Genomic DNA, 22,194 nt, shown 5'->3' with positions numbered 1-22,194 from the left:
GCGCGTTTGGAGGGAGAGCCATGACGGTAACAAATCTCGCATCGATCATCGATCACACCCTGTTGAAACCCGAAGCGACGGCGTCGGACATCGACCGTCTATGCCAGGAGGCGTTGGAGTCCGAGTTTGCCGCGGTCTGCGTGAATCCCTGGTGGGTATCGCGGGCGGCGGAACGGCTGAAGGAATCCGACATCCAGGTATGCACGGTGGTCGGTTTTCCCCTCGGGGCCACGACCACGGAGGTCAAGGCGGCCGAAACCAAACGGGCCGTCGCAGACGGGGCTTCCGAAATCGACATGGTGATGAATATCGGAGCCTTCAAGTCGGGAGACCGACAGGGAGTGGAAGAGGACATCCGCGCAGTGGTCCGCGCGGCCGGGGGGCGCACAGTCAAGGTGATCCTGGAGACCGGACTGCTCGATGAGGGGGAGATCCGTCTCGCTTGTGAACTTGCCAAGGCGGCCGGAGCCCATTTTGTCAAGACCTCCACCGGGTTCGGGCCCGGCGGGGCGACGGTGGAAGCCGTCCGCATCATGCGCGAGGCGGTTGGCCCGGAGATGGGGGTGAAAGCCTCCGGCGGGATCCGCAGTCTGGCCGCTGCGAAGAAGATGATTTCCGCCGGGGCGAATCGGATCGGCACCAGTTCCGGTGTCGCCATCCTGGGGGAGTTGGGCGAGTGAGCGCTCTTTAAGGACTTTCCTCTTTCGCTGCGGCGACCGGACTCATCTTTTTCGCCCTTTGCCGATTCGCCAAACGATCACTCCGTCCGGAACGAGGGCGGTGACGAGCTGGGCAAAGGGGCGGGCAAAGGGCAGGGCGACCAGGGAGCAGAGGATGTTGAACAGGGTTTGGACATGGGCCACCTGGGCGGCCGGGTCGCTGTCCAACAGGCGGGCGGCGTCGGCGATCCAATGGACGACCGGAGCGAAGAGAAGGACGCCGACCACATTCAGAATCAGGTGGGCGACGGCCACCTGTTTGGCGGACCGGCCCGTTCCGATGGCGGCGATCAGGCCGGTTACACAGGTGCCCACATTGCTGCCGAGGACGATCGCGACGGCGACGGGCAGCGACAACAGACCCGAGGAGTAAAAGCCCATGGTCATGGCGACGGCGGCGCTGCTGCTCTGGATCACCGCCGTCAGCAGCGTTCCGGCGGCGATGCCCGTCCAGACCGGATCTCCCCCCCGCTCCAGGATCCAATGAATCCATCCCCGCTCCTTCAAGGGAATGGACAGCCATTGCATCGCTTCCATGCCGAGAAAGATGCAGCCGAAACCGGCGACGGCCAAGCCTGCGCCCTTGAATCCTTTCCAGGGAAGAAGATGCATGAATCCGCCGACCAGGAGCATGGGAAGGGCGAAATCCTCGATCTTCAGGGCGAGGATTTCCGTGGTGACCGTCGTGCCGACATTGGTGCCCAGTATGATGCCAATGGTTTGGGGAAAAGTGAGAATCCCGGCGTCCACCAGTCCGATCGATAAAACGGTTACCGCACTGCTGCTCTGCAGCAGGGATGTGACCAGAAGGCCGGTAAGCATCCCGCGGGTGGGTGTGCGGGTGAAGCGGAGGAGAAGGGACTCCAGGCGATCGCCGGCCAGGATTCCCAATCCGATGCGGATCAATTGCATCCCGAACAAAAAAACGGCCAAACCCGTTGCAAAGGGTATCAATATTTCCTTCACAGGCACCGCCCCCTCTCCCATGTATATGGCCGGAGGGGGACAGGCATGACGAGACGTGGCAAATTCGCGCGGACAGCGACCCGCCATGAAGGTGCCGAGGGTTGATGGCCGACATGGATAAAGCCCCCAGGGAGGGGCTTTATCCGTCATTTGCGCCGTTTGGGAATGTAGGGCGGGTTGTCGAGCTCCGATTCCAGGTCCGGCGTGTAGGGACCGGGCCATTCGGGGTAGCGGGGGGGTTGTTCCGACCGCGCCGATTGTTTCCGATTCGGGTCCGGTTGAGCGGGGCCGAAGCTGGCCCAGGGGGGGTGATCCGGGGACAGGTCACCCTGATCGAACGGATCGGGATAGCCGCGGCTTTCATGAAGATCAGGCCTTCCCGCCATCTCGGGATGGAAATCCGGGTCTTGCTCCATCCATTCGGAATCGTCCATGCTCTGCATCCGCTGCATTTCTTCCCTGACGATTTTCCGTATCATCTGCCGCAGCTGGGCATCATTTGCCTTCTTTTTGGACACGGCTCTCGCACTCCTTTCTTTGAGGGTGGGCGGTCGTTCTATTATATGCGCCATCTTTCAGGAGGTGTGGGACGAACGCCGGGGCGGGGACGCCTTTCGCAAACCGGCCGGTTCTTGATATAATATCGCCAGATCGGACAAGGAGGGTTGTATGTGGCGGATTGCATCTTTTGCGGCATCGTCGAGGGGAGCGTTCCCTCCGACAAGGTGTACGAAGACGACAGCGTCCTGGCTTTTCGGGACATCAATCCCGCGGCGCCGGTTCACGTGCTGATCATCCCCAAAAAGCACGTTCCGTCCCTTCTGGATGCGGAGGAAGAGCCCGAGTTGATGGGGAAGGTTATCGCGGCGGCCTCCAAGGTGGCCAAGGAGTTGGGACTGGCGGAAAATGGGTTCCGCCTGGTGAACAATTGCGGCAAACACGGACTGCAGACCGTCTACCACATCCATTTCCACTTGATCGGCGGGCGCCAGCTTTCCTGGCCTCCCGGATGATTTTGACATCCTCTTTTGGGCTGAGGTATAATAAATGTTGACTTACTGCGCATCATCCGACTTTTTTGGATGAAATTCGGGCGGTGTTGGGCCGAAGCGTTTCCATGCAGGTGTTTGGTTTTTCCGTCCCCTGTGGGACAGGGCCGCTCGCTTGCGTGACCTGACCGTGAAGGTTTTTGCCTTACCCGGCTCCATTCGTCCGGGCGGCTCACCTGACCCGCGGAGGGAGGGAAAAGCATGGCTGAAGTTCGCGTTCGCAAAAACGAATCGCTGGACAACGCTCTCCGCCGTTTCAAGCGCTCCTGCGCCAAAGATGGGCTTTTGGCCGAGGTGCGCAGACGCGAGCATTACCAGAAGCCGAGCGTCCGCCGGAAAAAGAAATCCGAGGCCGCTCGCAAGAAACGCAGGTAAAGAGGTGCCAAACAGGATGAGCTTGACCCAGCGGCTGGAACAGGACATGAAGACCGCACTCAAGAATAAAGACAAGACGAAATTGAGCGTCATCCGCATGGTGCGATCTGCCATCAAAAATGCGGAGATCGAAAAGGGACGTCCCCTCGAGGAAGGGGAAGTATTGGACGTCCTTTCCCGGGAGTTGAAACAGCGCAAGGAATCGCTTCAAGAGTTTGAAAAGGCGGGACGGAGCGAGCTGGCGGAGAAGGTGAAGGCGGAGATCGCCGTGGTGGAAGCCTATCTGCCCGCTCCGCTGTCCGAAGAGGAGCTTCGAGAGTTGGCCCGGCAAGTGATCGGCGAGGTGGGTGCTTCATCCCCTGCGGATATGGGCAAGGTGATGAAGGAGATCATTCCCCGCGTCAAGGGACGAGCCGACGGGAAAGAGGTGAATCGGATCGTCCGCGAGTTGTTGGGCTGACAAACGTGCATTTGCTGCAGGGCTGTTGACGCAGGAGCGAGGTCAACAGCCGCTTTTTTTCGGAGAGCGGATCCACCTTCAAGCGCCGATGGAGGCGAACGGTCCGCAAAGCCCGAGCGCGTCTCACAGTCAATGGCAACTCGAGGTGGTTGAAACGGAACGGAGGGATTCCCCCGGTGAAGCGGGTTGCTTTTCTTTTGATCGGAGCGGCACTCCTTCTGATGTGCTGGCCGGTTTGGTCTTCGGCGGCGCCCCCGGCCGCCGGCAAAGCGGTTTACTGGATCCCGGTGGAACAGGAAGTGGAGCGGGGGTTGTCCACCTTCCTCGAACGGGCGTTGACCGAAGCGGAAGAGGCCAAGGCCGAGGCCGTCGTGCTGGAAATCGACACCCTGGGCGGAGAGGTGACGGCAGCCCTGGAAATCGGAAAGCTGATCCGACGTTCGTCGGTTCCGGTGATCGCCTACATCCGGGGAGAGGCCATTTCCGCGGGGGCCTACATCACCCTCAACGCGGATAAGATTCTGATGTCGCCGGGAAGCGCCATGGGCGCCGCTGAGCCCCGCACGTTTTACGGTGAGGTCGCCGATCCGAAAACGGTTGCCTTCTGGGCTTCCAACATGCGTGCCGCCGCTGAACAGGGAGGGCGGAACGGCGATATTGCCGCCGCCATGGTGGATCGCAACGTGGAAATCAAAGGGCTGAAAAAGAAAGGGGAACTGCTCAGCCTGTCCGCCGATCAGGCGGTCGAGTGGGACATGGCCGACCGCATCGTCCCCTCCGAAAACGAGGTGCTTCCGGCGATCGGGCTGGGGGATGCGGAAGTGATCGAGGTGGAGCTGACGCCCGCCGAGAAGTTTGCCCGCTGGGTGACCAGTCCCTATGTGGTTCCCATCCTGCTTCTGCTGGGCCTGGGCGGAATCGCCCTGGAGCTGCTCACCCCGGGCTTCGGAGTTCCGGGAGCTGTCGGACTTTTATCCTTTGGTCTTTATTTCTTCGGACACTATCTGGCCGGTCTGGCCGGAATGGAGACGGTGCTGCTCTTTGTCGCCGGGCTCATCCTGATGGTGGTCGAGTTGTTTGTTCCCGGATGGGGGATCTTCGGAATATTGGGCCTGATCTCCCTGGGAAGCGCCGTGGTGCTGGCGGCTTATGATCCCGCCTTCGGCATCGTCTCCCTGCTGGTGGCGCTCGCCATCACGCTGGTCGGGGTGTGGATTGCCGTCAAGGTCTTTGGCATGAAGGGCGTTTGGGCCAAAATGATCCTGAAGGAGTCCCAAAAAAACGAATCGGGTTATACATCCTCCAGGGACTGGAAAGACTTGGTCGGGAAGAAGGGAATGACGCTGACGCCGCTCCGGCCTGCGGGATGGGTTGAGGTGGACGGCGAGAAATACGACGTGGTCAGCGAAGGGGGCATGATTCCCGCCAAAACGGCGGTCAAAGTGATTCACGTGGAAGGATCCCGCATCGTCGTTCGTCGAATAGATACCACCGAAGAAAAAACATCCGAGGAGGAAATGTGATATGGAAGCAGCAGGTTTGCTGACGGTGATCATCCTCGTGGTCGTAGCCATCGTCTTTCTTGCTGTTCTGTTTTCGTTTGTTCCCGTTATGCTGTGGATCAGCGCGATGGCTTCCGGCGTCTATGTCGGTCTGACCACCCTTGTGGGGATGCGCCTGAGACGGATTGCTCCGGCGCGGATCATCAACCCCCTGATCAAGGCGCGCAAGGCGGGATTGGACGTCACCATCGAACAGCTGGAAACCCACTACCTGGCGGGTGGGAACGTCGATCGGGTTGTGGACGCGCTGATCGCCGCCCAGCGGGCGAACATCGATCTCGTGTTCTCCCGGGCAGCGGCGATCGATCTGGCCGGACGGGATGTGCTGGAAGCGGTGCAGATGAGCGTGAACCCGAAGGTGATTGAAACGCCGATGGTTTCCGCAGTGGCCAAGGACGGAATTGAAGTGAAGGTCCGGGCCCGGGTGACCGTGCGGGCCAACATCGACCGCCTGGTCGGTGGTGCCGGGGAGGAAACGATCATCGCCCGGGTGGGTGAGGGGATCGTTACCACCAACGGTTCCGCCGACAGCCACAAGGATGTGCTGGAAAACCCGGACATGATCTCCCAAACGGTCTTGGACAAAGGGCTGGATGCAGGGACCGCCTTTGAAATCCTGTCCATCGACATCGCCGACGTGGACGTGGGGAAAAACATCGGGGCGGAACTGCAGACCGACCAAGCCGAGGCGGATAAGCGGATCGCCCAGGCCAAGGCCGAGGAGCGGCGGGCGATGGCCGTCGCCAAGGAGCAGGAGATGCGCGCCCGCGTGGAGGAGATGCGCGCCAAGGTGGTGGAGGCGGAAGCCCAAGTGCCTCTGGCCCTTGCCGAAGCCCTTCGTTCGGGCAAAATGGGTGTGATGGATTATTATCAGTTGCAAAACCTGCTGGCGGATACCGATATGAGGAAATCGATCGGGGAATTGACGAAAGACGAGGATGCCGACCAATGATTTTCCATCCCGATGCTGTTCGGCGGGAGAGGTGACGGCAGATGGAATTGCTCATTCTCATCGTGGCATTTGTGCTCTGGATCCTGCAAAAGGCGCTTTCGTCCCCGAATAAGGAGGCGGCCAAAAAACGGAAGAAGCGCCCTCCTGCGCCTACTCCCTGGAGAGATCCGTGGGGGGAGCGGACGGACACCATCCCCTTTCCGGATTTATCCGAGGAGGACGCTTTGGGGGAGCCGGTGCGCCCCCCCTCTCCCTCCGCAACCGGATCGGTCAAGGAGATCATCCAAAATCTCCCGGAGGAAATTCGGGACGCGGCAGAACAGGTGAAGACGGATGTTCAGGGGGCGATCTCCGAGGCGGAAAAACGGGTGGAAACCCTGAAGGAGGTACAACCTCCGATTCCTTCTTTGAAAAGAAAAAAGACAATCGGGCTCGAGAAGGGGCTGTTTACAAAAAACAGTCTGGTCCGGGGCATCATATTGCAGGAAGTGCTCGGGCCGCCGCCTTCCCGCCGCTATTGGCAGAGGACGCATCGCCGCGCTCCGTAAGTGACGGATCCCATTGGATCTGTCGCTTTTTTTCTTGGTCAACTTTACGGGAAAAGGTGTGAGGTATGGGCAAGGCTCTGCAAAAGCTGTTTCGACAGCCCCGATTTGTGAAGCTTTGGTTTTCTCAAATCCTTCAATCCCTCGCCAACGTTCTGCTGAATGTGAGCGTGATGGTAAAAGTTTACCAGCAGACGGATTCCGTATTCAGTTCATCTCTGGTATTGGCCGTCATGGCATTGGGATCGTTTTTCGGAGGAATCCTCGGGTCGAAGTACATCCATCGGTTTCCGCTGACCCGTCTGTTGACCGGGATCGAATGGTCTCGGGCGGGACTGACGGTTCTTTTGGGCCTTATACTGCTCCATGTTTATTCGATACAGCTGTTTCTGACGAGTGTCGTCCTCTTTGTCATCGCGCTGATCGGTGCGTGGTATCAACCCGCCCGCTTTGCGCTGCTTCCCCTGGTCGTGTCCAAAAAAGAGTACATGAAGGCCAACGGAATGCTCAACATGATTCATCAGCTGTTTTTGGTTGCCGGCTGGGGGCTGGGGGGGATCATTGCCGCCGTCCTTCCCTTTTATTCCGTCATCCTGCTGATTTTCATCTCTTTTTCGCTATCCGGTGAGTGCATTCGAAGGATCCAGCTGCAGGCCTCCCTGATCGCGGCGGAGACATCGAAACCGGAGCCGGCATGGCGAAGGATGATCCAGGTTCCCGTGATCCGCAATATAACATCGATGGACCTTTTGGAAAGCTTGGCCAATGTAGTGTGGGCCAGCGCGTTCATTTTGGCGTTTACACACGATATTTTGGGAAAAGGGAGCGAATGGTGGGGGTTTATCAATGCTTCCTATTGGGTCGGGGGAATCGTCGGAAGCTGGATGGCAGTGATGATTACCCCATTTTTGGAGAAGCGTGTAGGATATATGATCGGTCTGAGCGCCTTGTCGATGTCCCTTTTGACTTTTTTCTTTGCGCTCAATTCCAATGCCGTCTTGGCGCTCGTAATTTGCATGTTCATGGGGCCCCTTTATCAGGTCAGGGAAATATGCCAGGAAACCGTCTTGCAGGACGTGATCTCCCCGCAGGAAAGAGCCAATGTCATGGCGGCAAGAAATGCGGTGTTGACTCCCTGGTCGGCAATGACTCACCTGATGATGGGCTGGTTGGCGGATCGGATGGATATTCAGTCCGCATACATACTCGCTGCGATATTGTACGGGCTTACATTTTTGTTCGTCGCATTTCAGCCGCAGCTGAAAAATTATCAATATGATGTGGGGGAAAGAAAAACCGTCTGAAAGTCCCTTCGACCGGCAGTGGCACGGAGGATGTACGGAAGTGGAGAGCCGCGCGGCATTGATGCCATAGAAGGATTCCCCGTGATCGGCTGGCTTGGCTCCTCTGCCCGGAACCAATCGGTCGCATGGAAATGATTCACCGGAAGGAAATCCGGCCATCCACCCATACTAACACCAAAGGAGGTGAACCAAATGCCGCGTCAGAGCAATCGCCTTCTGGTTCCGGGGGCTGCCCAAATTTTGAACCAGTTCAAGGAAGAAATCGCCGCCGAATTCGGTGTCACTCTCGGTCCCGATACGACGTCCCGAGGAAATGGATCGGTCGGTGGGGAAATCACCAAACGCCTGGTGCAGCAGGCGCAACAGGGTCAATCGCAATGATCCGAGGGATGATTCCTTCCCAACCGGACCCCGGAAGGTTCAGGGGTCCGGTTTTGCAGTTTCAGGAGAAAAATGCTAACGACTTACCCCTTATTTTGGTCGCCGGGGAAGAAAACATTCCCTACAGCGGGGAGGCATGTCCATCATAATTGAAGTGATCGACGCATAAGGGTTAAAAAGAAGATGGAGGGCTTGTTCCATGCGCAAAGGGACCGTCAATTTTCATCGCCACCTCGCCCGATGGCTGGACCTTCCCCCCGATGTGACCGCCGATGTTCCCCGGATACAGATGGTCGGATCCTATCAGGTGATGGTGGAAAACCATCGGGGTGTGGACTTCTTCAGCGATTCCGAGATTCTTCTGAAGGTCGACGGCGGAAAAATTCAAATTCGCGGGGAGAAGTTGACGATTCGCTCGATTTTTCCGGAGGAGATCCGGATTGAGGGTCATATTGTCGAAATGAGGTTCACGGAGTAGGGGGAGAGGAACGTTGCTCGAATTCATCAAGGGAAAAGTAACCGTCGAATTGTCCGGCTCCCGGCTTACCCCGATCATCAATGAGGCCATCCAAAAGGAGATCATTCTGGGCGACATCCGTTTTTTGGACGAGGAACGGATACGGCTGACGGTTCTTCTCCCCGATTTTTTCCGTTTGGTGCAAATCGTTCGTCCGAGCGGCGTTCGGATGCGTATTTTGTCCAAGCAGGGCCTCCCCTTTTTGCTCTCCAAAATGTACAAGCGTAAGTTTTTTGCGGCGGGAATTGTCCTCTTCGTCTTTTTGCTGACGACGATGAGTTCCTTCGTCTGGAAGGTGGAGGTGGAGGGAAACGAGCGGATCCCCGAGGAGGAAATCCTGGCGTATGCCCGGGAGGCGGGGGTGTTTCCCGGGCAGCTGAAGTTTCGTGTGCCGGAAAGCGAGGAAATTCAGCACCGTTTGTCCATGCGCCTGCCTCAGGCGACCTGGGTGGGATTTCGCATGGAGGGAACCCGGGCGGTGATCACCGTTGTCGAGAAGCAGGAGCCGAAGGAAAAGAACGAACGTTCTCCGGGGCCGGTACACCTGGTGGCGCGACGGAACGCGCTGATTTATGACATGCGGGTGGAGCAGGGAAAGCCCGTGGTTCAGGTGAACGACATGGTGAAAAAAGGTCAGCTGCTGGTATCCGGAGTCTACGGGGATTCCGGTTCGGAACGGGTGGTCGGCGCCAAGGGAAAGGTGTGGGGGGAGGTTTGGTACGACTCCGATGTGGTGGTTCCCCTGGAACAGAAGCGGAAGGTTTATACCGGCAATCGCGACAGGGGCTATTATCCCTACGTGGCATCACGGGTCATCCGGTTGCCCTTTTTGTATCCCGTTCCCTTCAAGAATTATGAAACGGTCGAACGGGTGCATGTTCTCCGCCTGTTCAAGTGGCGCCTCCCCATCGGATGGGTGGAGGAGGAGCGGTTGGAAATGAAATGGGTCAAGCGCAGGATGACCCCTGAGGAGGCGATTCGTCTGGGGAAAGAGCGGGCCCGGGCGGACGTGAGGGAGCGGATCGGTCGGGACGGGCGCATTTTGATGGAAAAGGTTTTGCAACCCCGCGTAGATAATGGTAAAGTTTATATGAAAGTACACTTCGACGTTATTGAAAATATTGCGGTATCTCAACCGATTCTGCAAGGAGAATGAGTCCTTTGTCCGAAACGATCAAAATCGTGTTGCGTGATGCGGCGGAGGCCCTTTCCCTCTTTGGACCTCATGATGTTTTTCTCAAGCGGATTGAAGCCGAAACCTCCGCAAAAATCGTGACCCGTGGAGAGGAAATGGTGATCAGCGGTTCCCCGGAGGAACGGGAGATTTTGCACCAGCTGTTTCGCGTTCTTCTCGCCCTGGTTCGCAAAGGGGTTCATCTGAGCGAACGGGACGTGGTCTATGCCCACCGGCTGGCCAAGCAGGGTCTGGCGGAGGAACTCCTGGAGTTGTACAACGAGGAGATCGGCGTCACCTACAAAGGGAAGACCGTCCGGGCGAAAACCCTCGGGCAGCGCCATTATGTGTCGGCCATCAAAAAGGCGGACATCGTGTTCGGCATCGGCCCCGCAGGGACGGGAAAGACGTTCCTGGCCGTCGCCATGGGAGTGACCGCCCTGAAAGCCCACCGGACCAAACGGATCGTCCTGACCCGTCCGGCGGTGGAAGCCGGGGAAAACCTCGGTTTTCTTCCCGGGGATCTGCAGGAAAAGGTGGATCCGTACCTCCGCCCCTTGTATGACGCTCTGTATCACATGCTCGGTGTAGAGCAAGTGTCGAAAATGATGGAGAAAGGGATCATCGAGGTGGCTCCATTGGCCTACATGCGGGGGAGGACGCTGGAGGATGCTTTCGTGATCCTGGACGAGGCCCAAAACACCACGCCGGAACAGATGAAGATGTTCCTGACCCGATTGGGTTTCGGCTCGAAAATGGTGGTTACGGGAGACGTCACCCAGGTGGACCTTCCGAAAGGGAAGAAGTCGGGTCTTGTGGAAGCGGAGCGCATCCTTCGCGATATCGATGGAATCCGCTTTATTCACCTGACCCAGGAAGATGTGGTGCGACACACCCTTGTCCAGAAAATCATCGACGCTTATGCACGGAACGGCTGAGGCGTTTCCCCAAGGAGTCGGTCCTGGATGAAACCAAAGGTCAAGCAGATCTCCGCCAGCCGGAAGCAATCGCCCATGGCGTCCGGCTGGCGTTCAAGCACATGGGTGCGGTTTGCCTTTTATGCGTTGATCGGGATTGTCAGCTATTTTTTATTGCTCAATCCGGTCCTGCCGAAGCAATACGATCTCAAGCCCGGCTCGGTCAGCCCGGAAACGATCGTGGCGCCGGTGACAAAGATCGATCAGAAGGCGACGGAACAGGTCCGCCAGGAGGCGGCCCAGTCCGTTCCCTTGCAATATCGCAAAGACGAGCAGATCACCAGCCGTCAGATGGATCGGCTGGAACGGATTTATGATCAAATCCGGGGAAAAGCGACTGAATCCGTCTCCGAGAAGGAGAAAATCGAACAGCTCCGCGCGCTGATCCCCGCCATGTCCGACGATTTCTACAAGACCATGGTGCGGATCCCGGAAAAGGAGATCCCCGAACTGCGTTCCGTCAGCCGGGACGTTCTCCAGCAGGTGTTGTCGGAGGGCGTTCGCCCCGCCCAACTGGTTCAGAAACGGGAGCAGGCCGGCCGGCTGCTGGAGGAGTCCTATTCCCGGGGAAAGGCCCGTGATGCGGCTGGGGAACTGGTGCGCGCCCTGATCGTCCCCAACGTGGTCGTCGACAAGACGTTGACCGATGCCCTGCGGGAGACGGCCCGGGAGAGCGTCAAACCCGTGATCATTCAGAAGGGCGACGTGATTGTCGCCGCCGGAGAAGTGGTGACCGAAGAGAAGATCCGGGAATTGAAGGAATTGGGTCTGCTCAGGCACAATCTCAATTATAGGTTTTACTCGGGTCTGAGCCTTTTTCTGCTGATCTGGCTCGCCCTGCTTTACGTTTGCGTCCAGCGTTTTCATCCGGAGCTTCACGCCGACAACAGCAAAGTGTTGATGATGGCGGCGGTGTTCGTCCTCAACCTGCTGGCGATGAAGGTCGTTTCCCTGGGTCAGGATCTGGAATGGAGCACGGTGGGCTATTGCGCCCCCTTTGCCTTCGGGACGATGTTGATCGCCCTGCTTTTGGACACTCGTCTGGCCATATGGTTCGGCGTTCTGTTCAGCTTGGCGGCAGGGATTTTCTTCAACGATGAACGGCTCCTGCTTTTCGATTACCGATACGGTTTGGTCGCCTTGGTCAGCGGAACAGCAGGCGCCTTGGCCTTGGCTGGGGTGCGCAACCGACCCTCCATTCTCCGGGCGGGCCTGTTCGCGTCATTTGCCGCAACGGCGGCCATCGTGGCGCTGCACTTGCTCGTGCCGGCGGAGGGAGATCTGAGGGTGTTCCTCCAATCCGTCGGTTTTGGTCTTCTCTCCGGCGTGATATCGGCCGTGTTGACCATCGGTTTCCTGTCGCTGTTTGAAACAATCTTCGACATTCTCTCGCCGCTGCGCCTGTTGGAGCTTTCCAATCCCAACCACCCCCTTTTGCGCAAGCTGCTGGTGGAGGCGCCGGGAACCTATCACCATTCCGTCATGGTGGCCAACCTGGCGGAATCGGCGGCGGAGGCGATCGGGGCCGACGGCCTTTTGGCCCGGGTGGGTTCGTATTACCATGATATCGGCAAGCTCAAAAGGCCGCAGTTTTACATCGAAAACCAGATGCAGATGGAAAATCCCCACGATAAAATTTCCCCCCACCTGAGCAAGACGATTATCCTGTCCCATCCCAGGGATGGAGTGGAGATGCTGGAAGCGTATCGCATTCCCAAGCCGATCCGGGATATCGCCGCCCAGCATCACGGCACGACGCTGCTCAAGTATTTCTACCTCAAGGCGAAGGAGATAAGCGGCGACAGTCAGGTGTTGGAGGAGGATTTCCGCTATCCCGGTCCGAAGGCGCAGTTCAAGGAGGCGGCCATCGTGGGGATTGCCGATTCCATCGAAGCGGCGGTGCGCTCCCTGTCCCGTCCTACGCCGGGGCGGATTGAATCCATCGTCCGCAAAGTGATTCAGGATCGCCTGGAGGACGGTCAATTCAATGAGTGCGACTTGACGCTGAAGGAATTGGAAATGATCGGCCGTTCCATGTGTGAAACCCTTCAGGGAATTTTTCACGCACGGATCGAGTATCCCGAGGAGGTATCGGGGAAAGGAAAGGATGTCAAAAATGGGGTTGTCGGTTGATGTTCAGGTGGAGATCCCTTTGACGGAAGAGGAGCGGACCGTGCTCCGTTGGATCGATGCGAGCCTGCAGGAGGCGGCCTTGGTGGAGGGGTTGCCGCCGGCGGAGGTTTCGGTCACGATCGTGGATGATGAGGGCATCCGCAGGTTGAACCGGGACTTTCGCCATGTGGACCGGCCCACCGATGTCCTCTCCTTTCCCCAGTGGGAGCCGGGAGAACCGATGGAGGGCGCCGGAGATGGTCCCATCCCTCTCGGGGATATCGTCATCTCTTTTCCGCGCGCCCGGGAGCAGGCGGACGCCTACGGCCATTCCCTGGATAGGGAAATCGGCTTTCTGGCGGTTCACGGCTTTTTGCACCTGCTCGGATATAATCACGAAACGGAAGAGGAAGAACGCCGCATGTTTGCCCGTCAGGAGGAGATATTGGGGCGTGTCGGCCTCGAAAGGTAGGAGTGGTGGCCCATGTGGCTGACCAAACTGCTACATAGTTTCCGGTTCGCGCTGGAAGGATTAAAATATACCCTGGTGACCCAGCGCAACATGCGGATTCATTTTCTGACCGCGCTGGGGGTTCTTCTGCTGAGCCTTTATCTTCCCCTCAGCAAAATCGAGGTACTCCTGCTGTTCATCACGATCGTTCTGGTGTTGGTGGCCGAACTGTTCAACACCGTGGTGGAAGCCGTGGTCGACATGATCACAAAGGATTTTCATCCCTTGGCCAAGGTGGCCAAGGATGTGGCCGCCGGTGCGGTTCTTCTCTGCGCCGGTCTGGCGGTCGTGGTCGGCGTGAGCATTTTTTATCCCTATCTCGATCTGTTGAGGTTTCCCTACTTTGAAGAGGGTCCGGTGCCTCCCAATATCGGAATGGTGGCCATTTTGGTCTCCGACTTTTTCCTGACCCTGCTTCTCAAGAGCTGGTTTCACCGCTTGGGCCGTCCCCAGTGGGAACCCAGCATGACCACGTCCATCGCCTTCTGCATCGCCACTTCCGTCGCCCTGATGATTCACCATCTGATCATTGCTCTCCTGGTGTATCTGCTCACCGCTCTTCTCGTGGGAACGCGGCTGCGCATCAAGACGCGCAGGAGCCCCGTCGTCATCGGCTCCCTTCTGGGAACGGCCGTCGCACTCATCGGATTTGTTCTGCTGTGATTGAACCCGAAAGGAGAACCCAATCGCACATGTTCAAAGCAATCCGCAACTATCTCATCATCGGAACATTGGCTTTGCTTCCCGCCGTGGCCACCCTTTACGTGCTGAAGCTCCTCTTCCAGTTCATCGATCCCACTCTGGGGATCACCGTGGCCCGGATATTGGATTGGGTTGGTTTGGTGGAATTTCCCCTCCAGTTGGGCGGGCTCCGGTTTGAAACCCACATCCCCGGTGTCGGTCTGCTCCTCACCCTGGGGCTGCTCATCCTGGTGGGGATGCTGGCCAAAAGCTTTTTCGGCCGGCAGATGATCCTTTTCACGGAACGGATCTTCTCGCGGATTCCCATCGTCCGGGGAATTTACTCCACCGTCAAGCAGATCACCAACGCCTTCGGCCATGATGCCACTTCCTTCAAGCGGGTGGTGATGGTGGAATATCCGAGAAAGGGTTTGTATACCTTGGGGTTTTACACCGGTGTGAGCAATGACGAGATCTGCCGGCAGGCGGGGAAGAAAGTTCTCAACATTTTCCTTCCCACCACCCCCAATCCCACGTCGGGGTGGCTCGTGCTGATCCCTGAAAAGGACGTCATCTTTCTGGACATTACGGTGGAGGACGGATTAAAATACATCATCTCGGGGGGAGTGGTGGTCCCGCCGGCGAACGGACGCGGGGAACCGACGGGGGTCCCTGCCCTCCAACCGGGAGATTCGTCGGATGTGCGGATCCGCATCAAAGGACAAGGAGAGGTGAGGCCGTGAAAGACACGTTGCTCGCCGAAGCGCGAAGGGCGAGGGAGCACGCATATGTTCCCTACTCCCGCTTTCCGGTGGGGGCGGCCCTTTTGACCGACGACGGCGTGGTGTTCAGGGGGTGCAATGTGGAGAACGCCTCCTACGGGTTGACCAACTGTGCGGAGAGAACCGCCCTGTTCAAGGCCATTTCCGAGGGAAAACGCCGTTTTGTCGCCCTTGCGGTCATCGCCGACACATCCGGTCCCGTCGCTCCCTGCGGGGCTTGTCGCCAGGTGCTGGCGGAATTGTGCCCTCCGGACATGAAGGTGTACCTCGCCAATCTGAAGGGGGATTTGAAGGAAACCACCGTGGAAGAGCTGTTGCCCGACTCCTTTGGCAGGGAGGAACTCCGTTATGAGCCATAAATCGGGATTTGTTGCGCTGATCGGCCGGCCCAACGTGGGAAAATCCACCCTGATGAACCATGTGGTCGGCAAAAAAGTGGCGATCATGTCGGATAAGCCGCAGACGACGCGAAACAGGATCCGGGGCATCTTTACCGATGAGCGGGGGCAGATCGTTTTTCTGGACACCCCCGGCATCCACAAACCCAAATCAAAGCTGGGAGAACATCTGGTTCAAACGGCCCGGGCCACCCTGGAAGAGGTGGATTTGATCCTCCTTCTGGTGGACGCCGAGGAGGGGATGGGGCCGGGGGATCGCTTCATCATCGAGCATCTGAAGCAGGTGGAAACGCCCGTTTTTTTGGTGGTGAACAAGATCGACCGGGTGCATCCCGACGCCCTGCTTCCGCTGATCGATTCCTACCGCCGCCTCTATTCCTTCAAGGAAGTGGTTCCCATTTCCGCGCTGCAGGGGAACAACACGGGCACCCTCGTCGATCTGATCTTCAGGGAATTGCCCGAAGGCCCCGCCTATTACCCGGCGGACCAGGTGACCGATTCCCCGGAACACTTCATCATCGGGGAGCTGATCCGGGAAAAGGTGCTCTTCCTCACCCGGGAAGAGATTCCCCATTCGGTGGCGGTGATCGTGGAGGAGATGGTCCCCCGGGAGGATGGGGAGACGGTCTACATCCGGGCGACGATCTATGCGGAGCGTCCTTCCCAAAAGGGGATTCTGATTGGGAAGCGGGGGGCCATGTTGAAGGAAGTGGGCCGCCTGGCCCGGGAGGAGATCGAACGTTTGCTCGGCAACAAGGTGTTTCTCGACCTGTGGGTGAAGGTGAAAAAGGATTGGCGAAACGAGGAAGCCTATCTGCGCCGGTTCGGCTACGGGGAAGTGGACTAGAGAGGGCGGACGGATAGCAATATTTCCAAGTCATACTCCTGGGGCACCCGGTCATCCTAAGCGTATAGAAAGACAACCGACGTCAGGGAAAGGATGGGTGCTGGTTGCGCAATTTCTATTGGAATGTCTTTGCGGTAACTGGCAGTATCGATGCGTACCTGATGTATAAGGAAGTCGACGGGAACGAGAACGATTCCGCCGACGAGGACCGGGAGGAGCACGCCCAGGAGGAAGTCCATTAGGGGAAGGGCTTGGCCATGTTGATCAAAACCGAGGGAATCGTCATTCGGACCCGGGATTACGGGGAGAGCCACAAGGTGGTCGTCCTGTTCACGGCGGAACGGGGAAAGCTGCCCGTCATGGCCCGGGGGGCGAAAAAGCCGAGAAGCCGCCTGGGGGCGGTCACGCAACTTTTCACTCGGGGCCAATACCTCTGCTTTTTGGGCGGCTCGGGGATGGGCACCCTTTCCCAGGGGGAGCTGCTTTCCTCCCATCATGCGATCCGCTCCGATCTCCTGTTGACGGCGACCGCCGCTTACCTGGTGGAGCTGTTGGACCGGTTGACGGAGGAAATGGATCCATTGCCCGCTTTGTACCGCCTGCTTTCCTCCACCCTGGATCAGCTGGAGGAGGGCACCGATCCGGATATACTGGCGCGGATCTTCGAATTGAGGGTTTTGGAAGCTGCGGGGTACCGGCCTGTTCTCGACAAATGCGCCTTTTGCGGATCAAGAGACCGTCCCGTACGCTTCAGCGTCCGGCAGGGCGGTTTTTTGTGCTCCGACTGCCTTCATCGGGATCCGCATACCCTTCCCCTGTCGGAAAACGCCGTCCGCATATTGCGGCTTTTGCAGCGCATGACGCCGGAGCGCCTCGGGGAAGTGCACGTGAAGGAGGAGACCAAGGCGCAGTTGGAGCGGGTGCTCAGAGCCTTTATCGACGAGTATACCGGCATCGCGTTCAAGTCCCGCCCCTTTTTGGACCAATTGCGCAAAGATTGGTCCAAGTCTCCGGATCGTTGACAATTTGTGCTCTCGTTTGATATATATAAGACTACATATGAGGCGCGATTTGAAAGTGCAAACGAATATGGCCGCGCGATGACGGAAAGGAGTAACCGGCTCCTCCGTGATCAGCGAGTCGGGGAAGGTGGGAGCCCGGCCACGGAACCGGTGAAGGGCGTTCCTGAGTGCGATGGCAAAATGAGGGGGTCGGTCGTTGCCGACCAAATAGGGTGGAACCGCGGGAAAGCTCCCGTCCCTATGGCATGGGTCCATAGGGCGGGGGTTTTTTTAACGGAATCAGACAGGAGGTGCAGCAGGATGCATTTTCAGGAGATGATTCTAAGACTCCAGTCCTTCTGGGCGAAACAGGGATGTGTCCTCGTTCAGCCCTACGATGTGGAGAAGGGGGCGGGAACCCTCAACCCGATGACCTTTTTGCGCTCCCTCGGCCCGGAACCCTGGAAGGTGGCTTACGTGGAGCCCTCCCGCCGGCCGGCGGACGGACGTTACGGGGAAAACCCCAACCGGGTCTATCAGCACCACCAATTTCAGGTGATTCTCAAACCCTCTCCCGAGGATGTCCAGGAAGTGTATCTGGACAGCCTCCGGGCGCTGGGGGTGGATCCCCGCCGCCACGATATCCGCTTCGTGGAGGATAACTGGGAGCATCCCATGCTGGGAGCCGCCGGACTGGGATGGGAAGTGTGGATCGACGGGATGGAGATCACCCAGTTCACCTACTTCCAGCAGGTGGGCGGATTGGAGGCGGATCCCGTGTCCGTGGAGCTCACGTACGGTTTGGAGCGCTTGGCCCTTTACCTGCAGGACAAGGAGAGCGTCTACGATCTTCAGTGGGTGGACGGAGTGACTTACGGAGATGTGTTCCGCCAGGCGGAATATGAGCACTCCAAATATTCCTTTGAGGTGGCCGACACGGATTTCTTGTTCCGCCTCTTCGACGACTGCGAGCGGGAAGCCCTCCGCGCCCTGGAGGCGAAGCTGGTGCTGCCCGCCTACGACTGGGTGCTGAAGTGCTCCCATACTTTCAACCTGCTGGAAGCCCGGAGTGCGATCAGCGTGACCCAGCGGACGGGTTACATCGGCCGGGTGCGGAATCTGGCGAGAAGGTGTGCCAAGGCTTATGTGGAGGAGCGGGAACGGTTGGGTTATCCTCTGTTGAAAGGGGGAGAAAATCGTGGCTGAAAGGGAATTGCTGTTGGAGATCGGCTGTGAGGAGATACCGGCCCGGTTCGTCGGCGAAGCGGCAAAGCAATTGAAAGAACGGGTTGAAAACTGGCTCGAGGAGAATCGGATCGACTACCGAACCAGTCATACATATGCCACTCCCCGGCGGCTCGCCCTTCGGGTTGAAGGGGTGGCCGAACGCCAGCGGGATGTGCAGGAGGAGGTGCGAGGCCCCGCCAAGCGGATTGCCGTCAGGGAAGACGGAAGCTGGAGCCCCGCCGCGGAGGGATTTGCCCGGAAGCAGGGCGTTACCCTGGATGACCTCTATTTCGACGAATACAAAGGGGAAGAATACCTGTTTGCCCGGAAAGGGATGAAGGGGAAAGCCACCAGCGAATGCTTGCCGGAGGGACTCCCCGTCGTCCTGTCGTCCATCCACCTGCCGGGGGCGATGCGCTGGGGGAGCGGCCGGACCCGGTTTATCCGTCCGGTGCGGTGGTTGGTTTGCCTCTTCGGCGGAGAAACGATTCCCTTCACGTGGGCAGGCGTCACCGCCGGCAACCGGACGCGCGGCCACCGGTTTCTGGGGGAAGAGGTGGAGCTTTCTTCGCCGGAGGAGTATCCGGAAATTCTCCGAAACCAATGGGTGATCGCCGATGTGGAGGAGCGCAGGCGACGGATTCTCGATCAGCTGCACCGGCTGGAGGAGGAAAAGGGTTGGCGCATTCCCGTCGATGAGGGATTGCTGGAGGAAGTGACCCATCTGGTGGAATATCCGACGGTTCTCTCCGGTTCCTTCGATGAGAAATTCCTCGAATTGCCCTCCGCGGTTCTGATCACGACGATGAGGGAGCACCAGCGTTACTTTCCGGTGACGGACGAGGACGGGAGGCTGCTGCCTTATTTCGTCACGGTGCGGAACGGGGACGATGTCGCCCTGGACGTGGTGGCCCGGGGGAACCAAAAGGTGCTGAGGGCCCGTTTGGCCGATGCCCGCTTCTTCTTCGAGGAGGATTTGAAGCTTCCCGTCGACGAGGCGGTTTCCCGGCTCGACCAGATCGTTTTCCATGAGAAACTGGGGAGCATCGGGGACAAGGTGCGCCGCGTCCGTGCGCTCGCCCTCTCCATCGCGGGTTGGCTCGGGCTGGATGAGGATGCGGTCAAAAAAATCGACCGGGCCGCGCGAATCTGCAAATTCGACCTGTCGACGCAGATGGTTTACGAATTCCCCGAGCTGGAGGGAGTCATGGGCGAAGAATACGCCCGGAGGGCCGGAGAAGACCCGGAGGTTTCCCGGGCGGTTTTCGAACACCACTTGCCCCGCCATGCGGGGGACGAACTTCCCGGCTCCATTGCGGGAACCGTCCTCGCCCTGGCTGACAAGATCGATGCCCAGGCCGCCTTCCTCGGAATCGGCATCCAGCCCTCCGGATCCCAGGATCCCTACGGGTTGCGCCGCAGGGCCGCCGGGTTGATCCAGATCCTTCTGCACCGCGATTGGCCGGCGGTGACGTTGAATCGGCTGTGGGACCTCGCCCTCGACCTCTTGAAGGAGAAGGGGCTCGTCACCCAATCCGTGGAAGAAGTGAAGAAACAGCTGGAGGAATTCTTCGCTCTCCGCCTTCGGACGGTCCTTCAGGAGGCGGATATCCGTCACGACGTCATCGATGCCGTGTTGGCGGCCGGGGTGGGAGATCCCCGGTTGACGGTGGATAAGGCCCGTTTTCTGACAGAGCGGGTGAAGGAGGAAGACGAATTCAAACCGGTGGTGGAGGCATTCAACCGGGCCGCCAACCTGGGAAGGAAGGGAGATCCCGGGAAGGCGGTGGATCCGTCGCTGATGGAGGAGAAAGCGGAACGCCTTCTCTGGGATGCTTACCGGCAAGCGGCGGACCGCTTCGAAGCCGCCCTGTCCCGTCGGGACGTCTCCGGGATGTACCGGGCCCTGGCGGAGATGGCCCCCGCGATCCATCGCTTCTTCGACGATGTTTTCGTGATGGCCGAGGACGAAGCCGTCCGGGCCAACCGCCTGGCGCTTCTCCGACAGGTGACCGATCAGGTGAAGCGGTTTGCCCATTTTGACCGCTTGGTCGGGTGAGGGACAAAAAACCCTCACGCGCTTTTCATCCCGAAGGGCACTGCCTTCGGCAAAGGCAAGGTTCGAGGGCATTGAGACGGAATCGGCTCCGCAGGGCCGCGTTGGGGAATATCCCCCAACGCGGCCTTGCCGTTTAAACCCTTCCCTTATACGACGATCCCTAAATTTCTTATAAATGGGGCATTGATCTTTTTAACGAAATTCACTATAATGATAACCATTCACCAATTGCATGCTTGCATTGGTCTCCTAATTGCCCGCCGGGCTTTTTTCATTTTCCTTGGATATTTTCGGTGAAGGGGGGTAGGGATGTCCGCGCCCAAGCTTTGGGTTTCGATCTGGTTCAGTCCCCGAAAAGCCGCAAAGGCGATCATGAAAAGGGAGCAGGTTCCCCTTTTGCTGGTCATGATCAAAGGGTTGGTATTTAACCTGGATATTTCGGCCAGCAATTTTTTGGGAAGGTATTACGGCCTTTTGTGGATCCTGGGAGGATCATTGATCGGAGCTGTGGTTACGGGACTGATCCTGGTTGGGATTTGGAGTCAGATTTTGGCATGGGTTGGGAAATGGTTCGGAGGAATCGGCGATGTCGAAGATGTCCGGAAGATCTTTACATGGTCGGCTGTATTCGATGCGATCACTCTCCTGTTGTATGCGGTGTTGACGGTGCGCATGGGAAACGGGTTTTTTCAGATGGATGCCGTTGACATCACGTTCTTCGACTTCAGCCTGTTTATGCTGGGGACGGTGGTGAAATTCTGGTTTTACGCTTATCTCATCGTGGCCCTTAGTGAGGTTCACGCCTTTTCCAAATGGAGAAGCTTTTTCACCATCCTGTGCTTCCTCGTTCCCCTTGCGCTGTTGGGATTGAGTTGATTGGAAGAAAGGGAGTGGAGAAAATGAGTGACATCAGCGTCTTGATCGGACCGGGAATAGGTGGAATGCTGGCGTACTTAATCACGGACTACTATTTCAGCAAGGTCGCCACTTTGGGGGAGTACGAAACGGATTTCGCCACACAGCACGGGGAATACCGCGTACATATCGTCCGGATGGGTTCCATAAGGCCCTACATCAAGGTGAAGATCCAGGATAAAACGAGGAGTCGTCAACGCTCCAAGGCCTTCCGGCAAAAGGACCTCATCGAACGATACGATGCCGAGAAACTGGATGAAGTGGTCGATGAAGTCTTGCGGTGGTATGAGAATACCGCATTGAAAAAGTTGAATCGCTGAGGGGTGGGTGAAGGAAATGTTCCTGGTTAAGATAATTCTGTGGGGATTGATCGCCGTCATTTTTTATGTTCTGCTCGACAAGATATTCATCAAGGGGGAGTATGAATCGGATTGGAAAACGGAACACGGGGAATACAAAGTCCGAATTGAAAGGGTACGCACCTTCCGCGCCCCTTTCTGCAAGCCAAAATCACGGATTCCACAAGGAACAAAATGTTCGCCAAACGAATCGAGGATGCCGAGTTGGTCCGGAGCTTTGATGGTGGAAAGAGAGAGGAAGTCGCGGAGGAACTGGTAAGGCGTTATGAGGCGAGAGTCCTCCACTCAAAGGCATCTTAATCGACAGGAGTGGAATCTTCT

At 57.9% G+C, this 22,194-nt stretch carries 26 protein-coding genes; 24 read left to right on the top strand and 2 right to left on the bottom strand.

Annotated features, from left to right (window positions below):
- The first annotated feature begins 20 nt into the window (after positions 1 to 20).
- A complete protein-coding gene (gene deoC / locus CLV97_RS18550) occupies positions 21 to 680 on the top strand; it encodes a deoxyribose-phosphate aldolase (RefSeq protein WP_245891411.1) in 660 nt (219 codons plus the stop codon).
- A 42-nt stretch (positions 681 to 722) separates the two neighbouring features.
- On the opposite strand, the gene CLV97_RS06755 is transcribed toward deoC, so the two are convergent.
- Positions 723 to 1,685: a Na/Pi symporter gene (locus CLV97_RS06755; protein WP_106344770.1), complete on the bottom strand. Its 963-nt coding sequence runs from the start codon at positions 1,683 to 1,685 to the stop codon at positions 723 to 725.
- Positions 1,686 to 1,831: 146 nt separating this feature from the next.
- Positions 1,832 to 2,203, bottom strand: coding sequence for a hypothetical protein (locus CLV97_RS06750; RefSeq protein ID WP_106344769.1), 372 nt, complete (start codon positions 2,201 to 2,203; stop codon positions 1,832 to 1,834).
- Positions 2,204 to 2,356: 153 nt separating this feature from the next.
- On the opposite strand from CLV97_RS06750, the gene CLV97_RS06745 reads away from it, so the two are divergent.
- From CLV97_RS06745 to CLV97_RS06635, 23 genes are all read left to right on the top strand, one after another.
- Positions 2,357 to 2,698, top strand: a complete 342-nt coding sequence (locus tag CLV97_RS06745) for a histidine triad nucleotide-binding protein (RefSeq protein WP_106344768.1) — start codon at positions 2,357 to 2,359, stop codon at positions 2,696 to 2,698.
- 237 nt (positions 2,699 to 2,935) lie between these two features.
- Positions 2,936 to 3,109 carry a 30S ribosomal protein S21 gene (gene rpsU / locus CLV97_RS06740; RefSeq protein ID WP_106344767.1) on the top strand — a complete coding sequence of 58 codons (174 nt, stop codon included), beginning with the start codon at positions 2,936 to 2,938 and terminating at the stop codon, positions 3,107 to 3,109.
- A gap of 16 nt (positions 3,110 to 3,125) precedes the next feature.
- The gene (locus tag CLV97_RS06735; RefSeq protein ID WP_106344766.1) at positions 3,126 to 3,569 is read left to right on the top strand and encodes a GatB/YqeY domain-containing protein; all 444 of its coding nucleotides are present in this window, start codon (positions 3,126 to 3,128) and stop codon (positions 3,567 to 3,569) included.
- A 176-nt stretch (positions 3,570 to 3,745) separates the two neighbouring features.
- Positions 3,746 to 5,092 carry an NfeD family protein gene (locus CLV97_RS06730; RefSeq protein ID WP_106344765.1) on the top strand — a complete coding sequence of 449 codons (1,347 nt, stop codon included), beginning with the start codon at positions 3,746 to 3,748 and terminating at the stop codon, positions 5,090 to 5,092.
- 1 nt (position 5,093) lies between these two features.
- The gene (gene floA / locus CLV97_RS06725; protein ID WP_106344764.1) at positions 5,094 to 6,083 is read left to right on the top strand and encodes a flotillin-like protein FloA; all 990 of its coding nucleotides are present in this window, start codon (positions 5,094 to 5,096) and stop codon (positions 6,081 to 6,083) included.
- Between the two features lie 41 nt (positions 6,084 to 6,124).
- Positions 6,125 to 6,631 carry a hypothetical protein gene (locus CLV97_RS06720; RefSeq protein ID WP_106344763.1) on the top strand — a complete coding sequence of 169 codons (507 nt, stop codon included), beginning with the start codon at positions 6,125 to 6,127 and terminating at the stop codon, positions 6,629 to 6,631.
- A 65-nt stretch (positions 6,632 to 6,696) separates the two neighbouring features.
- Positions 6,697 to 7,932, top strand: coding sequence for an MFS transporter (locus CLV97_RS06715; protein ID WP_106344762.1), 1,236 nt, complete (start codon positions 6,697 to 6,699; stop codon positions 7,930 to 7,932).
- Positions 7,933 to 8,124: 192 nt separating this feature from the next.
- Entirely contained in the window at positions 8,125 to 8,313 is a 189-nt protein-coding gene (locus CLV97_RS06710; RefSeq protein ID WP_106344761.1) for an alpha/beta-type small acid-soluble spore protein, read from the top strand.
- Between the two features lie 199 nt (positions 8,314 to 8,512).
- The gene (gene yqfC, locus CLV97_RS06705; RefSeq protein WP_106344760.1) at positions 8,513 to 8,791 is read left to right on the top strand and encodes a sporulation protein YqfC; all 279 of its coding nucleotides are present in this window, start codon (positions 8,513 to 8,515) and stop codon (positions 8,789 to 8,791) included.
- 13 nt (positions 8,792 to 8,804) lie between these two features.
- Positions 8,805 to 9,986 (top strand): sporulation protein YqfD, encoded by a 1,182-nt coding sequence (yqfD, locus tag CLV97_RS06700; RefSeq protein WP_106344759.1) that lies wholly within the window; start codon positions 8,805 to 8,807, stop codon positions 9,984 to 9,986.
- A complete protein-coding gene (locus CLV97_RS06695; RefSeq protein ID WP_106344758.1) occupies positions 9,983 to 10,942 on the top strand; it encodes a PhoH family protein in 960 nt (319 codons plus the stop codon). The genes yqfD and CLV97_RS06695 overlap by 4 nt, the downstream gene beginning before the upstream one ends.
- A gap of 27 nt (positions 10,943 to 10,969) precedes the next feature.
- On the top strand, positions 10,970 to 13,114 hold the full coding sequence (locus tag CLV97_RS06690) for an HD family phosphohydrolase (protein ID WP_106344757.1): 2,145 nt from the start codon (positions 10,970 to 10,972) through the stop codon (positions 13,112 to 13,114).
- Positions 13,098 to 13,565 (top strand): rRNA maturation RNase YbeY, encoded by a 468-nt coding sequence (ybeY, locus tag CLV97_RS06685; RefSeq protein ID WP_106344756.1) that lies wholly within the window; start codon positions 13,098 to 13,100, stop codon positions 13,563 to 13,565. Before CLV97_RS06690 ends, ybeY begins: the two co-directional genes overlap by 17 nt.
- 12 nt (positions 13,566 to 13,577) lie before the next feature.
- A complete protein-coding gene (locus CLV97_RS06680; protein ID WP_106344755.1) occupies positions 13,578 to 14,267 on the top strand; it encodes a diacylglycerol kinase in 690 nt (229 codons plus the stop codon).
- Between the two features lie 29 nt (positions 14,268 to 14,296).
- Positions 14,297 to 15,028: a DUF502 domain-containing protein gene (locus CLV97_RS06675; RefSeq protein ID WP_106344754.1), complete on the top strand. Its 732-nt coding sequence runs from the start codon at positions 14,297 to 14,299 to the stop codon at positions 15,026 to 15,028.
- On the top strand, positions 15,025 to 15,426 hold the full coding sequence (locus CLV97_RS06670) for a cytidine deaminase (RefSeq protein WP_106344753.1): 402 nt from the start codon (positions 15,025 to 15,027) through the stop codon (positions 15,424 to 15,426). The genes CLV97_RS06675 and CLV97_RS06670 overlap by 4 nt, the downstream gene beginning before the upstream one ends.
- Positions 15,416 to 16,312, top strand: coding sequence for a GTPase Era (gene era / locus CLV97_RS06665; RefSeq protein ID WP_106344752.1), 897 nt, complete (start codon positions 15,416 to 15,418; stop codon positions 16,310 to 16,312). Before CLV97_RS06670 ends, era begins: the two co-directional genes overlap by 11 nt.
- A gap of 104 nt (positions 16,313 to 16,416) precedes the next feature.
- The gene (locus tag CLV97_RS06660) at positions 16,417 to 16,554 is read left to right on the top strand and encodes a YqzL family protein (RefSeq protein WP_106344751.1); all 138 of its coding nucleotides are present in this window, start codon (positions 16,417 to 16,419) and stop codon (positions 16,552 to 16,554) included.
- A gap of 15 nt (positions 16,555 to 16,569) precedes the next feature.
- Positions 16,570 to 17,334 carry a DNA repair protein RecO gene (recO, locus tag CLV97_RS06655; RefSeq protein WP_106344750.1) on the top strand — a complete coding sequence of 255 codons (765 nt, stop codon included), beginning with the start codon at positions 16,570 to 16,572 and terminating at the stop codon, positions 17,332 to 17,334.
- Between the two features lie 300 nt (positions 17,335 to 17,634).
- Positions 17,635 to 18,519, top strand: a complete 885-nt coding sequence (gene glyQ, locus CLV97_RS06650; protein WP_106344749.1) for a glycine--tRNA ligase subunit alpha — start codon at positions 17,635 to 17,637, stop codon at positions 18,517 to 18,519.
- Positions 18,512 to 20,599, top strand: coding sequence for a glycine--tRNA ligase subunit beta (glyS, locus tag CLV97_RS06645; RefSeq protein ID WP_106344748.1), 2,088 nt, complete (start codon positions 18,512 to 18,514; stop codon positions 20,597 to 20,599). The genes glyQ and glyS overlap by 8 nt, the downstream gene beginning before the upstream one ends.
- Positions 20,600 to 20,908: 309 nt before the next feature.
- Entirely contained in the window at positions 20,909 to 21,475 is a 567-nt protein-coding gene (locus CLV97_RS06640; RefSeq protein ID WP_106344747.1) for a YIP1 family protein, read from the top strand.
- A gap of 23 nt (positions 21,476 to 21,498) precedes the next feature.
- Positions 21,499 to 21,834: a hypothetical protein gene (locus CLV97_RS06635; protein WP_106344746.1), complete on the top strand. Its 336-nt coding sequence runs from the start codon at positions 21,499 to 21,501 to the stop codon at positions 21,832 to 21,834.
- Positions 21,835 to 22,194: the final 360 nt, after the last annotated feature.

The organism is Planifilum fimeticola (assembly GCF_003001905.1).
In the GTDB taxonomy this organism is placed as follows: domain Bacteria; phylum Bacillota; class Bacilli; order Thermoactinomycetales; family DSM-44946; genus Planifilum; species Planifilum fimeticola.
This window is presented reverse-complemented; position numbering and strand designations above follow the sequence as displayed.

Excerpts from the sequence above, each read along its gene's own strand:
- deoC (WP_245891411.1), top strand. The coding sequence starts at position 21 with ATGACGGTAACAAATCTCGCATCGATCATCGATCACACCCTGTTGAAA.
- rpsU (WP_106344767.1), top strand. The coding sequence starts at position 2,936 with ATGGCTGAAGTTCGCGTTCGCAAAAACGAATCGCTGGACAACGCTCTC.
- CLV97_RS06735 (WP_106344766.1), top strand. The coding sequence starts at position 3,126 with ATGAGCTTGACCCAGCGGCTGGAACAGGACATGAAGACCGCACTCAAG.
- floA (WP_106344764.1), top strand. The coding sequence starts at position 5,094 with ATGGAAGCAGCAGGTTTGCTGACGGTGATCATCCTCGTGGTCGTAGCC.
- CLV97_RS06720 (WP_106344763.1), top strand. The coding sequence starts at position 6,125 with ATGGAATTGCTCATTCTCATCGTGGCATTTGTGCTCTGGATCCTGCAA.
- CLV97_RS06715 (WP_106344762.1), top strand. The coding sequence starts at position 6,697 with ATGGGCAAGGCTCTGCAAAAGCTGTTTCGACAGCCCCGATTTGTGAAG.
- CLV97_RS06710 (WP_106344761.1), top strand. The coding sequence starts at position 8,125 with ATGCCGCGTCAGAGCAATCGCCTTCTGGTTCCGGGGGCTGCCCAAATT.
- yqfC (WP_106344760.1), top strand. The coding sequence starts at position 8,513 with ATGCGCAAAGGGACCGTCAATTTTCATCGCCACCTCGCCCGATGGCTG.
- CLV97_RS06695 (WP_106344758.1), top strand. The coding sequence starts at position 9,983 with ATGAGTCCTTTGTCCGAAACGATCAAAATCGTGTTGCGTGATGCGGCG.
- CLV97_RS06690 (WP_106344757.1), top strand. The coding sequence starts at position 10,970 with ATGAAACCAAAGGTCAAGCAGATCTCCGCCAGCCGGAAGCAATCGCCC.
- ybeY (WP_106344756.1), top strand. The coding sequence starts at position 13,098 with ATGGGGTTGTCGGTTGATGTTCAGGTGGAGATCCCTTTGACGGAAGAG.
- CLV97_RS06680 (WP_106344755.1), top strand. The coding sequence starts at position 13,578 with ATGTGGCTGACCAAACTGCTACATAGTTTCCGGTTCGCGCTGGAAGGA.
- CLV97_RS06675 (WP_106344754.1), top strand. The coding sequence starts at position 14,297 with ATGTTCAAAGCAATCCGCAACTATCTCATCATCGGAACATTGGCTTTG.
- era (WP_106344752.1), top strand. The coding sequence starts at position 15,416 with ATGAGCCATAAATCGGGATTTGTTGCGCTGATCGGCCGGCCCAACGTG.
- recO (WP_106344750.1), top strand. The coding sequence starts at position 16,570 with ATGTTGATCAAAACCGAGGGAATCGTCATTCGGACCCGGGATTACGGG.
- glyQ (WP_106344749.1), top strand. The coding sequence starts at position 17,635 with ATGCATTTTCAGGAGATGATTCTAAGACTCCAGTCCTTCTGGGCGAAA.
- CLV97_RS06640 (WP_106344747.1), top strand. The coding sequence starts at position 20,909 with ATGTCCGCGCCCAAGCTTTGGGTTTCGATCTGGTTCAGTCCCCGAAAA.
- CLV97_RS06635 (WP_106344746.1), top strand. The coding sequence starts at position 21,499 with ATGAGTGACATCAGCGTCTTGATCGGACCGGGAATAGGTGGAATGCTG.